General features: G+C 61.0%; 12 protein-coding genes. 5 read left to right on the top strand and 7 right to left on the bottom strand.

The window, feature by feature from the left end:
• Nucleotides 1-265 precede the first annotated feature (265 nt).
• Nucleotides 266-2,533, top strand: coding sequence for a penicillin-binding protein 1A (locus tag ACN9MY_RS04410; RefSeq protein ID WP_426172113.1), 2,268 nt, complete (start codon nt 266-268; stop codon nt 2,531-2,533).
• A 100-nt stretch (nt 2,534-2,633) separates the two neighbouring features.
• Here ACN9MY_RS04410 and cyaY read toward each other — a convergent pair whose 3' ends face one another.
• Entirely contained in the window at nt 2,634-2,966 is a 333-nt protein-coding gene (cyaY, locus tag ACN9MY_RS04405; RefSeq protein ID WP_426167815.1) for an iron donor protein CyaY, read from the bottom strand.
• Nucleotides 2,967-3,038: 72 nt separating this feature from the next.
• On the opposite strand from cyaY, the gene lptM reads away from it, so the two are divergent.
• The gene (gene lptM, locus ACN9MY_RS04400; RefSeq protein WP_082507583.1) at nt 3,039-3,182 is read left to right on the top strand and encodes an LPS translocon maturation chaperone LptM; all 144 of its coding nucleotides are present in this window, start codon (nt 3,039-3,041) and stop codon (nt 3,180-3,182) included.
• 4 nt (nt 3,183-3,186) lie between these two features.
• Nucleotides 3,187-4,455, top strand: coding sequence for a diaminopimelate decarboxylase (gene lysA / locus ACN9MY_RS04395; RefSeq protein ID WP_426336872.1), 1,269 nt, complete (start codon nt 3,187-3,189; stop codon nt 4,453-4,455).
• A 28-nt stretch (nt 4,456-4,483) separates the two neighbouring features.
• Here the strand turns inward: lysA and ACN9MY_RS04390 are convergent, their stop codons facing one another.
• From ACN9MY_RS04390 to ACN9MY_RS04370, 5 genes are all read right to left on the bottom strand, one after another.
• A complete protein-coding gene (locus tag ACN9MY_RS04390) occupies nt 4,484-5,128 on the bottom strand; it encodes a sulfite oxidase heme-binding subunit YedZ (RefSeq protein ID WP_426336871.1) in 645 nt (214 codons plus the stop codon).
• Nucleotides 5,128-6,042 (bottom strand): protein-methionine-sulfoxide reductase catalytic subunit MsrP, encoded by a 915-nt coding sequence (gene msrP / locus ACN9MY_RS04385; protein WP_426167809.1) that lies wholly within the window; start codon nt 6,040-6,042, stop codon nt 5,128-5,130. Before msrP ends, ACN9MY_RS04390 begins: the two co-directional genes overlap by 1 nt.
• Before the next feature lie 61 nt (nt 6,043-6,103).
• A complete protein-coding gene (gene ccsB / locus ACN9MY_RS04380) occupies nt 6,104-7,249 on the bottom strand; it encodes a c-type cytochrome biogenesis protein CcsB (protein ID WP_426167807.1) in 1,146 nt (381 codons plus the stop codon).
• Nucleotides 7,250-7,278: 29 nt separating this feature from the next.
• Entirely contained in the window at nt 7,279-9,369 is a 2,091-nt protein-coding gene (locus ACN9MY_RS04375; RefSeq protein WP_426336870.1) for a cytochrome c biogenesis protein ResB, read from the bottom strand.
• A 107-nt stretch (nt 9,370-9,476) separates the two neighbouring features.
• The gene (locus tag ACN9MY_RS04370) at nt 9,477-10,142 is read right to left on the bottom strand and encodes a c-type cytochrome (RefSeq protein WP_426167803.1); all 666 of its coding nucleotides are present in this window, start codon (nt 10,140-10,142) and stop codon (nt 9,477-9,479) included.
• 130 nt (nt 10,143-10,272) lie between these two features.
• On the opposite strand from ACN9MY_RS04370, the gene yihA reads away from it, so the two are divergent.
• Nucleotides 10,273-10,974: a ribosome biogenesis GTP-binding protein YihA/YsxC gene (gene yihA, locus ACN9MY_RS04365; RefSeq protein WP_426167801.1), complete on the top strand. Its 702-nt coding sequence runs from the start codon at nt 10,273-10,275 to the stop codon at nt 10,972-10,974.
• A complete protein-coding gene (gene hemB / locus ACN9MY_RS04360; protein ID WP_426336869.1) occupies nt 10,971-11,975 on the top strand; it encodes a porphobilinogen synthase in 1,005 nt (334 codons plus the stop codon). Before yihA ends, hemB begins: the two co-directional genes overlap by 4 nt.
• Nucleotides 11,976-12,009: 34 nt before the next feature.
• Here the strand turns inward: hemB and ACN9MY_RS04355 are convergent, their stop codons facing one another.
• Nucleotides 12,010-12,795 (bottom strand): PEP-CTERM sorting domain-containing protein, encoded by a 786-nt coding sequence (locus ACN9MY_RS04355; protein ID WP_426336868.1) that lies wholly within the window; start codon nt 12,793-12,795, stop codon nt 12,010-12,012.
• Nucleotides 12,796-12,817: the final 22 nt, after the last annotated feature.

The following is a 12,817-nucleotide window of genomic DNA, read 5'->3' as shown; positions in this document are numbered from 1 at the left end:
GCAACATTGTCAGCGCCGTGTAAAGGTATTTCTCCAGTGCACCATTAATGTTTTGTGAGGGATTTGCCACACCCAATGTTGCAATTAATGGCATATCAATAAACTAAGTTGTCTTGTTGCCTACAGCCAATATTTCCAGAGATCACGTGCGCTCAAGGGCTTGGGGCCTCATTTATAATGCCTTGCATAAAACTCACTGAAGCTGCGTATGACTGCAAACAACCACGAGACCACGGCAAAAAAATCGCCGAAGGGTTTTCTGCTGATGGCCCTGATTTCTTTGCTGGGCCTGATCCTGGCCGGCGTCCTGCTGGTGGTATTCGGCCTGGCCCTGGCCTACCCCAACCTGCCGTCGCTGGATACCATTACCGATTACCGTCCGAAAATACCGCTGCGTATTTACTCGGCCGACAATGTGCTGCTCGGCGAGTTCGGCGAAGAGCGCCGCAACCTGGTGCATATCAAGGACATCCCCGACGTCATGAAGAAGGCCGTGCTGGCGATCGAAGACAGCAACTTCTATGAACACGGCGGCGTCGACTACTGGGGCATCCTGCGTGCCGCAGTCCACAACGCGACGGGCGGCGCCCGCCAGGGCGCGTCCACCATCACGCAGCAGGTAGCGCGCAACTTCTTCCTCTCCAGCGAGCAGACGTTCAAGCGCAAGGCCTACGAAGCGCTGCTGGCCTGGAAGATCGAGCAGAACCTAACCAAGGACCAGATCCTTGAGGTCTACATGAACCAGATCTACCTGGGGCAGCGGGCCTACGGCTTTTCATCGGCCGCCCAAATCTATTTCGGCAAGAACCTGAAAGACATTAGCGTGGCGGAAGCGGCCATGCTGGCCGGCCTGCCCAAAGCGCCTTCGGCCTACAACCCGGTGGTCAACCCGAAGCGCGCCAAGGTGCGCCAGCAGTACATCCTGCAACGCATGGCCCAGCTTGGCTATATTACGCCCGCACAGTATGAGGTGGCGAAGAATGAGCAGTTAAAAGTGAAAACAGACAGCAGTGCGTTTGGTGTTCATGCCGAATATGTTGCGGAAATGGCGCGCCAGCTGGTCTACGAGCAATTCAAGGAAGAGACGTACACGCGCGGCCTGAACGTGTTCACCACGATTACCAAGGCCGACCAGGACGCCGCCTACCTGGCGCTGCGCAGCGGCGTGATGGAATACGAGAAGCGCCACGCTTACCGCGGCCCGGAATCGTATGTCGACCTGCCGGCCAACAAGTCGGAAGCCGACGAAATCGTGGAGACCGAACTGGCCGAGCATCCGGACAGCGACAATATCGTGGCCGCCATGGTGTTGAGCGCCGCTGCCGACAAGGTGGTGGCAGTCACCGCTTCCGGCGAGGAAATTACCATCAAGGGCGCCGGCCTGGCCATGGGCAAGAGCTGGCTTTCGGACAAAAACCCGCCGAACAAGCGCATCCGCCGCGGCGCCGTGATCCGCGTGATGCAGGACGACAAGGACTGGCTGATTACCCAGATGCCGGAAGTGGAATCGGCCTTTGTTTCGGCCAGCACCGAAGATGGAGCGATCAAGGCCATGGTGGGCGGCTTCGACTACAACCGAAACAAGTTCAACCACGTGACCCAGGCCTGGCGCCAGCCCGGTTCCTCGTTCAAGCCTTTCATTTACTCAGCATCTCTTGAGCGCGGCCTGTCGCCGGCCACCATGATCAACGATGCGCCGATCTCGTTCGACGCCGGCCAGACCGGCGGCCAGGCCTGGGAGCCGAAGAACTACGACGGCAAGTACGAAGGCCCGATGACCATGCGCCGCGGCCTGACCAAGTCGAAGAACATGATCTCGATCCGCATCCTGCACCGCATCGGCGCCAAGTACGGCCAGGAATACACCACCCGCTTCGGCTTCGACCCCGAGCGCAACCCGCCCTATTTGACGCTGGCCCTGGGCGCCGGCGGCGTGACCCCGATGCAGATGGCCGGCGCCTATGCGGTATTTGCCAACGGCGGCTACAAGATTTCGCCTTACCTGATCGCCAAGGTCACCGATGCCAACGGCAAGGTGCTGTCGCAGGCCAACCCGGACAAGGCGGGCGACGAAAAGAACCGCGTCATCGACGAGCGCAACGCCTTCCTGATGGATTCGATGCTGAAGGACGTGGTGCGCTTCGGTACCGCCACCCGTGCCCTGTCGCTGAAGCGCCCGGACATCGCGGGCAAGACCGGTACCACCAACGATTCGATCGATGCATGGTTTGCCGGCTACCAGGCCAAGCTGGTGGGCATTGCCTGGATCGGCTTCGACCAGCCCAAGAACCTGGGCAACAAGGAAACCGGCGGCGGCTTGGCCCTGCCGATCTGGATCAGCTACATGGGCAAGGCGCTGAAGAATATTCCAATTGAGGAAAGGCCGATTCCGCAGGGCATCATTGCCCAGGATGGCGAGTACTACTATGCGGAGAATCCACCGGGCGTGGGCATCGACAGCCTGGAAGGCGCGACGCGCGGCACGCCGGCGGAAGAGAAGCAGAAGGATGCTGTCAAGAACGAGCTGTTCTAAAACCGGCAGTGCAGTGTCTGACCCGCAGGGTCAGACACCAATACGCGGCTGCCACAGGCCTGGTGCCTGACCCTGCGGGTCAGGCACCGGTTTACCGGTTTCAGGGCGCCACCACCACCGGCGCCCCACCCTGCTCCGTCACAATCTCCGACAGCGCCGCATACAACTCCGTACCACGGCGCGTATCCACCCACTTGCCCTCCACCTGGCGATAGTGGAAGCCGCCCGACCTCGCCGCGACCCACAGCTCCTGCATCGGCGCCTGCGAGTTGATGATCACCTTCGATCCGTTCCCCACGAACTCTATCTCCAGCACGTTCCCGCTGCGGCTGCACTCCACGTCCACCATATCCTGCTCGCACAGGCGGTCCAGCGAAGCCTCGATCGCATCCAGGGTCGCTTCGGCCAGGTCCAAAAATTCCGATTCGGTCATGCTACACTCCAAGATTCCTATCAAGCCCCTATTTTAATCGTGAAGTCCCCAATCGCACTTGCTGTCCTTACAATGGCAGCCCTGCTGGCCGGATGCGGCCAAACCGGCCCCCTCTACATGCCTAAGCGACCCGCCAAGCCCGCCACCGAGGCGAAACCGGGCGTGGCGCCACCGGCGGCTCCGGTTCCGTCCACACCACCAGCATCCCAACAGTAAGCTTATGTCCCACTTCGAATACCAGAACGGCGTGCTGCACGCCGAAAGCGTTGCGCTCGACGCCATCGCGGAAAGCTACGGCACCCCGGCCTACGTCTACTCCAAGTCCCAGCTCACCGAAAACTTCGACTCCTACGCCAACGCCTGCGCCGGCCGCGACGCGCTGGTGTGCTATGCGATGAAAGCGAACTCCAACCTGGCCATCCTCGACCTGCTGGCCCGCCGCGGCGCAGGTTTCGACATTGTGTCGGGCGGCGAACTGCTGCGCGTGATCGCCGCCGGCGGCGACCCGAATAAAGTGATCTTCTCCGGCGTCGGCAAGAGCGTGGAAGAAATGCGCCTGGCGCTCGAACACGACATCCTGTGCTTCAACGTCGAATCGATCCCGGAACTGCACCGCCTGAACGAAGTGGCCGGCAACATGGGCAAGAAAGCGCGCATCTCGCTGCGCGTGAACCCGAACGTGGACGCCAAGACCCACCCCTACATCGCCACCGGCCTGAAAGCCAACAAGTTCGGCGTGGCCTTCGACGACGCGTTGGAAACCTACCGCACCGCCGCCAAGCTGCCGCACCTGGACGTCTCCGGCATCGACTGCCATATCGGCTCGCAGTTGCTGGACGACGCGCCGCTGCTGGAAGCGCTGGACAAGCTCATTGAACTGATCGACGCGCTGGGCGCGGAAGGCATCCACCTGCACCACCTGGACATCGGCGGCGGCCTCGGCATCGACTACGGCGACGGCGCACCGGTGCCCGTCGGCGACTACCTGGCACGCCTGTTCAAGCGCATCGACGCTTGGCGCGCCGAGAAGCACGGCGGCGCACCGATCAAGGTGATCTTCGAACCGGGCCGCTCCATCGTCGGCAACGCCGGCGTGCTGCTGACCCGCGTGGAATTCATCAAGCACGGCGAAGAGAAGAACTTCTGCATCGTCGACGCGGCCATGAACGATATGGCCCGCCCGGCGATGTACCAGGCATGGATGGATATGCAACCGGTGGTGCGCAATGGCTCCGCTGCCGCCATGTTCGACGTGGTCGGCCCGATCTGCGAATCCGGCGACTGGCTGGCGCGCGACCGCGAGCTGAACGTCGATGCCGGCGACCTGCTGGTGATGAAGACCGCCGGCGCCTACGGCATGACCATGGCCTCCAACTACAACACCCGCGGCCGCGCCGTGGAACTGATCGTTGACGGCGACAAGGTCCACGTCGTGCGCCAGCGCGAAAACCCAGCCGACCTGTTCGCGCTGGAGTCGGTTATCCGATAAAGCAAAACCAACCCCGCCATCCGCAAAATCATCGGGGGTCCGACCCTTGGGTCAGACCCCGGGTTGCCGGTTTACCAGCGCGCGCCCACCAGGCGCGCATCCCAAGCAGCACAATCACGATCAGCCCAAACAGGATCGGCTTGTTGAAGTCGTGCTTGCCCGCCCGCATCCACCAGAAATGCAGGATGCCCAACGGCGCAATCACATACACCAGCTTGTGCAGCAGTTGCCAGCGCTTGCCGCCCAGGCGCCGCACCATGCCGTTGGTGCTTGTCACGGCCAGCGGCACCAGCAGCACGAAGGCAGTGAAGCCGACAGTGATGAAGGGGCGTTTGGCGACATCTTTCAACATCTCCTGCACGTCGAAGAAATGATCGAACCAGAGGAAAGTGGTGAAGTGCAGCAGCGCGTAGAAGAACGCATACAGCCCCATCATGCGGCGCAACTTGAGCAGCCAGTTCCAGCCCGACAAACGGCGCAGCGGCGTGACAGCCAGCGTGATGCACAGGAAGTACAAGGTCCACGAACCCGTATTGCGCGTGATGTACTGCAGCGGTTCGACCAGTTGGTCCGTCGCCACCAGATATACCAGGGCGAAGAACGGCACCAGCGCCAGCACAAAGGCGATGCTCTTGATTGCCGTTAGCTGGCGCGGTATGGGAGTAAAGGCCATCAGTAGTACTTCTTTAAATCCATGCCGGTGTACAGGGACGCCACTTCCGGGTAGCCGTTGAACATCAGCGTCTTGCGCTTTTTGGTGAAGAAGCCGTCTTCACCGATGCGGCGCTCGGATGCCTGCGACCAGCGCGGGTGGTCAACTTCCGGGTTCACGTTCGAATAAAAGCCGTACTCATTGGGCGCCGATTTGTTCCATGAGGTGCGCGGCATGTCGCGCACGAAACGGATCTTGACGATCGACTTGGCCGATTTGAAGCCGTACTTCCATGGCACCACCATGCGCACGGGCGCGCCGTTCTGGTTCGGCAGCACGTCGCCGTACATACCCACCGTGAGCAGCGCCAGCGGATGGTTCGCCTCGTCAATGCGCAGGCCTTCCACATAGGGCCAGTCCAGCACACGGCTGCGCACACCCGGCATTTGCTGGTGATCGGCCAGGGTGATGAATTCGACGAACTTGGCATTGCCGCTCGGCTCGACCTTCCTGATCAATTCGGAGAAAGAATAGCCAATCCACGGAATCACCATCGACCAGCCTTCGACGCATCGCAGCCGGTAGATGCGTTCCTCCAGCGGCGCCAGCTTGAGCAGGCTGTCGATGTCGAGGGTCATGGGCTTTTTGACTTCGCCTTCGATCTGCACCGTCCACGGGCGGGTGCGCAGCGTATGCGCGTTCTCGGCAGGATCGGACTTGTCGGTGCCGAATTCGTAGAAGTTGTTGTAGCTGGTGGCGTCCTTGCGCGAGGTCTGCTTTTCCATCACGGCGTAAGCAGGATTCAGCTTGGACGGGAGATTGGCCGCCTGCACCAGTTCCGGGCCAAGAATGGCGCCGGCAGCGGCCAACTTGATGAACTTGCGGCGCGATTCGAATACTTCGCGCGGCGTGATTTCGGAAGGGAGAATCAACATGGCCGGCTCCAACTGGTGCAAGGTAATAGCTAAACCTTACACCAGTTTGCTGAAGCCGATATTAAAGCTTGCCGTAGGAATGCAGGCCGGAGAGGAACATGTTCACGCCCAGGAAGGCGAAGGTGGTGACCAGCAGGCCGACCAGGGCCCACCATGCGGCAGGGCGGCCGCGCAGGCCCGACATCAGGCGCATGTGCAGCCAGGCTGCGTAGTTCAGCCAGACGATCAGGGCCCAGGTTTCCTTCGGGTCCCAGGACCAGTAGCCGCCCCAGGCTTCCGCCGCCCACAGGGCGCCGAGGATGGTGGCGATGGTGAAGAAGGCAAAGCCGATCGAGATGGCCTTGTACATCACATCGTCCAGCACTTCGAGCGACGGCAGGCGGTCTTCCAGCATGCCGTGCGACTTCAGCAGGTAGGCTGACGCCACCATGGCCGCCAGGGCGAAGGTACCGTAGCCGATGAAGTTGGCCGGCACGTGGATCTTCATCCACCAGCTTTGCAGGGCCGGCACCAGCGGCTGGATCTCCGAAGCGCCGCGCGCCACGGTGTACCACAGCAGAAAGCCGACAGCGGCCGAAATCACCAGCAGCACAAAGGGGCCCAGGGCGCGGGTCTTGTAGTGTTCTTCGTAGTACAGGTAGAACATCGCGGTGATCAGCGAGAACAGGATGAACACTTCGTACAGGTTCGAGATCGGGATGTGGCCGACGTCGGTGCCGATCAGGTAGGACTCGTACCAGCGCACCAGCATGCCGGTCACGCCCAGCACGATGCCGGCCCAGCACAGGCGCGAGCCAATCGCGCCGCCGAAATCCGAACGGGCCACCAGGCCGCCCCAGTAGAACAGGGTCGACAGGACGAACATGGTGCTCATCCACAGGATGGCCGACTGGCTCGACAGCATGTACTTGAGGAAGAAGCGCTTGTCCGCCGCCGCCAGGTCGCCGCTGTACAGGCTGACAGCCCACAGCGCCAGTGCAAACGACAGCGGCATCAGCCAGCGCAGCGGCTTCCAGTACCAGCCCAGCGCGGCAAACACCGGGGCCGATGCCAGCAGGATAGCCTTTTCATAAATGTCCATGTAGGCGCCGAAGCGGTTGAAGGCGTATAGCGCCCCTGCGCATAGCACCACCGCAAACAGCCAGTCGAACGCGTTCAGGCGCTTGAAATAGCCGGGCTGCTGGGTATAAGTTTGTGTTGCTTCCATTTGCAATTCTCCAAAAACCTGGCAACAGCTTACGCCGATTGCGGCAGTTTTTCCTTGAGTTCCTTAAATTCCTTTTCGAAGTCCAGCGTCTTGCGCTGGGTGCTCATCGCCATCAGGGCTTCCGCACCATCTTCGCCGTCCTTGATCCACACCCATACACGGCGCTCGCGGATGTAGAACATGGCAAATACGCCCAGCACCAGCAGAAGGCAGCCAATGTACACGATAGTCTTGCCCGGCGAACGCGTCACCTGGAATACCGATGCTTTGATTTGGGTGAACTCATCCAGCTGCAGATAGACAGGGGCGCCGTAGAAGAAGCTGTCCGACAGCGCGTTGGTGGCCAGTTGCAGGAAGCGGCCGTGGGCCTCGTCCATTGCGGCGGCCGGCTTGCCGTCCTGGGCACGGGCGGCTTGCCACAGTTCCCACATCGAACCGTTCAGAATTTTCAGGAAGATCTCGGCGGCCTTGGTCTGCTCGGCCTGCGGCACTTTCTCCAGGAAACGGCTGATGGCGAAGAAGCCGGCGCCATTGGTATCGCCGGCAAAGATTTCCAGGCCTTTCAGGGCGGAGGCTTCCAGCTGGCCGCGCAGGGCATCGCCGGCCTTCGATTGCGGCATGGCGTGCGCCGCGTAGCTGGCAGCGGCTTTCTGGCGCAAGGCCGGGTCCTGCAGGGCGGCGCGCAGGCGCATCCACTCGCGCACGCTGTGCTCGTCGTCGGCCGGAATGCGCAGGTAGCTGAACGGGTCGGACGGGTTGGCGCGCACGCCGGCCAGGAACACCGTATCGCCTTCGATGGTCACCGGCTGCATGTAGTTCTGGTATTCGCGCGCCTGGCCGGTCTTGTCGCGCAGCTTGTACTGTACCGACGGGCCGACGTTCTTCAAGTCCTTGTTGTGGGCCGTCTTGGCGGCCGAGCCCAGTTGCTTGCCCAGGCTGCGCGAGAAGGATTCATTCAGGCTTTCGCCCTTGGTGACGGCGCGCGCATCCTGGCCGCTGATGTTTTCCACATTGAAGGGGCGGAAATCGCTCCACTCCACGGTGTATTCATCGTTCAGCTTGGTGGTGCCGTTGACTTCGCCTTCCAGGCCGAAGGTGGTGGTAGCGGTGCCCTTCATCGGGTGGCCGAGCAGCTTCAGCTTGCTGCCGCCGTCTTCAAACGACGACTGGTAGATCGCCACGCCTTCGAAGATCAGCGGCTTGTTGACTTCGACCACGGCATCGACGGTCTTGCCGCTGTCGTTGGAGCGCACGGTGACGTGGCTGGCAAACAGCTTCGGCATGCCGGTACTGTAGAAGTCGATATCGAATTTCTTGAGTTGGATGGTGAACGGCAGTTCCTGGATCAGCACGCCGTCCGGGCGCGCCAGGATGGCCGTGTTGCCGGCCGTGCCTTCCGGCAGGGCGATATTGCCGCGGTAGGTCGGGTTGTGCACGCCAAGGCGATGCTGGGCCGGGATGTCGGCAATCAGGCCGGTGCCGCCGAAGGCGGTCTTCCCCAGCACCCACTGCTGGAAGCGGATCGGCAGGTCGGAGTCAAGCATGCCGCCGATCAGGATGACGACGATGGCGCTGTGGGCAAAGATGTAGCCGAACTTGTTGCCGGCGCCGCGCTTGGCCGAGACCAGGATGGCACCGTCTTTCTCAATGACCTTGGTGCCGTAGCCGGCATGGCCCAGGCGCTGGGCAGTCTGGCCGGCGAGCTGCTCGCGCGACAGCGGCGACTGCCAATGCGTCTTGTGATGGAAATTGTTGAGCGAAGCTTCGCGTACCTTCTCGCGCCAGCTACGCATATCCTTCAGCATCTTCGGCGTATTGTGGACGATACACAGCGTGGTCGACACCACCAGCAAGCCGCACATGGAGACGAACCACCACGACGAGTAGATCGCGTACAGCCCCAGCTTGTTGAAGACTTCGAACCAGAACGGGCCAAACTGGTTGATGTAGTTCGGCATTGGCTGGCTTTGCTGCACGATGGTGCCGATGATCGCCGCGAAGATGATCACTACAAACAGCGCGATCGCAAACCGCATCGAGGACAGCAGCTCGACCGTCTCGGCCAGTGGCCCGCGCCGGTTGCGAAGCTGGATTCCGGAGGTACTTGGGGTGTCGCTCATTGCAGCTCAGGGAAAAGTCAGGAGAATAACAAAAAAAGGGCAGCCTGCTTGCGCGGCCACCCTTTTTTCATGTCCAGAACCGCCCTGCATCGGGCGGCGCATTGCAATTACTTCAAGCCGGCCATGTAGTCGGCAACCGCTTCGATTTCCTTGTCGGACATGCGGTAAGCGATGGTCTGCATTTCAGGGCTGGACTTGCGGGTGCCGGCCTTGAAGGCTTTCAGGGTGGCAGCGGTGTAGTCCTGGTGCTGGCCGCCTACGCGTGGGTACATGGCTGGCATGCCGCCGCCGGCAGGGCCGTGACAGGATGCGCAGGCCGGGACGCGGTTTTCAGCGATGCCGCCGCGGTAGATCTTCTTGCCCAGTTCAACGGTGTCCTTGTTCTTGGCCGCGCCGGCCTTGCTTGGCTCGGTGGCCAGGTAGGCAGCCACGTTCTTCTTCTCTTCGTCGGTCAGTGCCTTGGCAAAGGCAGTCATCACGGTGCCTGGACGGGCATCGCCGCTGAAGGCCACCAGTTGCTTGTAGACGTAGGCTTCGCCCTGGCCGCCCAGCTTGGGATTGACGGTGATGGTCGATGCACCCTTGGCGCCGTGGCAGGAGACGCAGGCTGGAATGCCGCGTGCGTTGTCACCTTCAGCGTACAGGGTCGCGCCTTTGGCTGGATCAACCTTGGCTGCTGCCGGGGCATGCGCTTCATTAGCGGAGGCCACGCCGGAAACAGCCAGCATTGCGACGAACAAGGATTTTACAAATGGCGAAAACGCACGATTCATTCAGACACCTTGGGACAGAAGTAAATAATGAGTAGTATAAGAATTGGGCAATATAGCATGGCAACAATTCGTAACCCCTTATTGTACAATAGCTTTCCTGCATTTTTGCCCTCTTTTTGTTGCTTTCCCCATGTCCAAACTCTGGCAAGCCCGCTTTTTCACAACCGTTAACCATCTGCGCGACCTGCCGCGCACGACGGTGCCAGAGATCGCCTTTGCGGGCCGTTCCAATGCTGGCAAATCGACCGCGATCAATATCCTGTGCAACCAGAAAGGGCTGGCATTCGCCTCCAAAACCCCGGGCCGCACCCAGCACATCAACTTCTTCTCGATCGGTGGCGCCCACGTCGCGATGCACCGCCACGACCCGATCAACATGGACGAACTGCAGTGCCTGATCGCCGACTTGCCGGGTTACGGCTATGCGGAAGTATCGGGAGACGCCAAGAACCACTGGCAGCGCCTGCTGGGCGACTACGTGCAGCGCCGCGATCAGCTGGCCGCCCTGGTGCTCATGATGGATGCGCGCCGTCCATTTACCGACCTCGACGTGCAAATGATCGAATGGTTCGCCCCAACCGGCAAGCCGATCCACTGCATCCTGACCAAGGCCGACAAGCTCAACCGCAATGAATCCATCAACGTGCTGCGCCAGGCCAAGGCCAAGCTCGACAGCTACGTCGATGAAGACGGCGAAGGCTTCCCCTTCACCGTGCAACTGTTTTCCGCGCTGAAGCGCCTCGGCATCGAGGAAGCGACGGCCAAGATCGAAGAACTGGCCGGCCTCGCCGACGGCGACCAAGCGCCCACTCCTGATGAAAGCGAAGAATGATCACTCCTGATTTTCCAGCCATCCGCATGCGCCGCATGCGCCGCGACCCGTTCTCGCGCGCCCTGATGCGCGAGAACACCGTCACCGTGGACGACCTGATCTACCCGGTCTTCGTGGTGGAAGGCGCCAACCGCCGCGAAGCAGTCACCACCATGCCGGGCGTGGACCGCATCTCGATCGACAACCTGCTGAATGTGGCCGAGGAATGCGTCAAGCTGGGCATTCCGGTGCTGTCGCTGTTCCCGAACATCGACCCATCGCTGAAAACCAATGACGGCGTGGAAGCCACCAATCCCGAAGGCCTGATCCCGCGCGCCGTGCGCGAGCTGAAGAAAAACTTCCCCGAGCTGGGCATCATGACCGATGTGGCGCTGGACCCGTACACCAGCCACGGCCAGGACGGCACCGTCGACGAAAAAGGCTCGATCCTGAACGACGAAACCACCGAGATGCTGGTGCGCCAGGCGCTGTGCCAGGCCGAAGCCGGCGTCGATATCGTCGGCCCGTCCGACATGATGGACGGCCGCATCGGCGTGATGCGCAAGGCGCTGGAAGACAAAGGCCTGATCCACACCCGCATCATGGCTTACTCGGCGAAATACGCCTCCGCCTTCTACGGCCCGTTCCGCGATGCGGTCGGTTCGGCAGCGGCGCTGGGCAAGGCCGACAAGTTCACCTATCAGATGGATCCGGCCAATACCGACGAAGCCTTGCGCGAAGTGGCGCTGGACATCGCCGAAGGCGCGGACATGGTGATGGTCAAGCCAGGCATGCCCTACCTGGACATCGTGCGCCGCGTGAAGGATGAATTCAAGGTGCCGACCTACGCCTACCAGGTGTCGGGCGAATACGCCATGCTGAAGGCCGCCGCGCTGAACGGCTGGCTCGATCACGACAAGGTGATGATGGAATCGATGATGGCCTTCAAGCGCGCCGGCGCCGACGGCGTCCTCACCTACTTTGCCCTCGACATCGCTCGCAAGCTCAAGGGCTTGGCCTGATAAAAAAACGCCGCGTTAACCGCGGCGTTTTTTCTTACCCCAACTGCTTGCGGCGCCTTGCCAGCGCGAGGCCGGCCAGGCCCAGGCCGAACAGCGCGGCACCCGCCGGTTCCGGCACCTTGGCCGCCGGGCCAAAACTTAGCTCGTCTATCTTGAACTGATACGCGACCGAGGCCGGATCGACACCACATGAGTTCCCGAAGTCCGGACCGCAACCCTTCTTGGAATAGTAAAACATGCCGCTGGCCGTGGTAGCGCCGGCAGGTTTGAAATCCAGTTCGCCCAGACTGGTAAACAGGCTGCCAAGTTCGCCCCCCAGGTTGAGCCATAAGTTCTTTTCTTCACTTCGCATCGCACCGCCTTCCGTGATGCCTATGCGCTCTTCGAAGCCGAAATGAATGCCCTGCTTGGTGCCGCTCTCAGACTTCAGGACCGAGGTTCTGCGGCCCCATTCATTGAAAATCGATAAGCCATCGACCGTCCGGCCCTGTGGCAGCGTCAACGAATAACCGAGTAAAGCCGGGGCGTACGTTTCCACGTTTTCGGAGCAAGCTCCGTCGATGTAAAGACCGCAACCCTGCTTGCCGGACCAGGATGCAATACGCGAACCAACCGGACCATAGACGTATGGCGAGCCGGTGGCGTCAATCGTTACTGATCCGAAGAACTGCCCGGGCACATCCTTCACTTCCTGGCCAGTCGAATTGATCTGGGTCAGGATGCTGGCTTTGAAATTCAGCGTTATCGGATTAGCGAAAATGGCCGGCGCCGCACACGAAGCGGCAGCAGCCAAGAGGAATTTGGGGAGGGAATTCTTCATCTGGAATTTAATAGCCAAGTGG

This window comes from Pseudoduganella sp. R-31, from assembly GCF_049913235.1.
GTDB lineage: Bacteria > Pseudomonadota > Gammaproteobacteria > Burkholderiales > Burkholderiaceae_D > Rugamonas.
The sequence above is the reverse complement of the archived record's forward strand: the minus strand, read 5'-3'. Positions and strand labels throughout refer to the sequence as shown.

What these genes read in the sequence shown, in the direction of transcription:
- ACN9MY_RS04410 (WP_426172113.1), top strand. Translation starts at nt 266, where the DNA reads ATGGCCCTGATTTCTTTGCTGGGCCTGATCCTGGCCGGCGTCCTGCTG.
- cyaY (WP_426167815.1), bottom strand. Translation starts at nt 2,966, where the DNA reads ATGACCGAATCGGAATTTTTGGACCTGGCCGAAGCGACCCTGGATGCG.
- lptM (WP_082507583.1), top strand. Translation starts at nt 3,039, where the DNA reads ATGGCAGCCCTGCTGGCCGGATGCGGCCAAACCGGCCCCCTCTACATG.
- lysA (WP_426336872.1), top strand. Translation starts at nt 3,187, where the DNA reads ATGTCCCACTTCGAATACCAGAACGGCGTGCTGCACGCCGAAAGCGTT.
- ACN9MY_RS04390 (WP_426336871.1), bottom strand. Translation starts at nt 5,128, where the DNA reads ATGGCCTTTACTCCCATACCGCGCCAGCTAACGGCAATCAAGAGCATC.
- msrP (WP_426167809.1), bottom strand. Translation starts at nt 6,042, where the DNA reads ATGTTGATTCTCCCTTCCGAAATCACGCCGCGCGAAGTATTCGAATCG.
- ccsB (WP_426167807.1), bottom strand. Translation starts at nt 7,249, where the DNA reads ATGGAAGCAACACAAACTTATACCCAGCAGCCCGGCTATTTCAAGCGC.
- ACN9MY_RS04375 (WP_426336870.1), bottom strand. Translation starts at nt 9,369, where the DNA reads ATGAGCGACACCCCAAGTACCTCCGGAATCCAGCTTCGCAACCGGCGC.
- ACN9MY_RS04370 (WP_426167803.1), bottom strand. Translation starts at nt 10,142, where the DNA reads ATGAATCGTGCGTTTTCGCCATTTGTAAAATCCTTGTTCGTCGCAATG.
- yihA (WP_426167801.1), top strand. Translation starts at nt 10,273, where the DNA reads ATGTCCAAACTCTGGCAAGCCCGCTTTTTCACAACCGTTAACCATCTG.
- hemB (WP_426336869.1), top strand. Translation starts at nt 10,971, where the DNA reads ATGATCACTCCTGATTTTCCAGCCATCCGCATGCGCCGCATGCGCCGC.
- ACN9MY_RS04355 (WP_426336868.1), bottom strand. Translation starts at nt 12,795, where the DNA reads ATGAAGAATTCCCTCCCCAAATTCCTCTTGGCTGCTGCCGCTTCGTGT.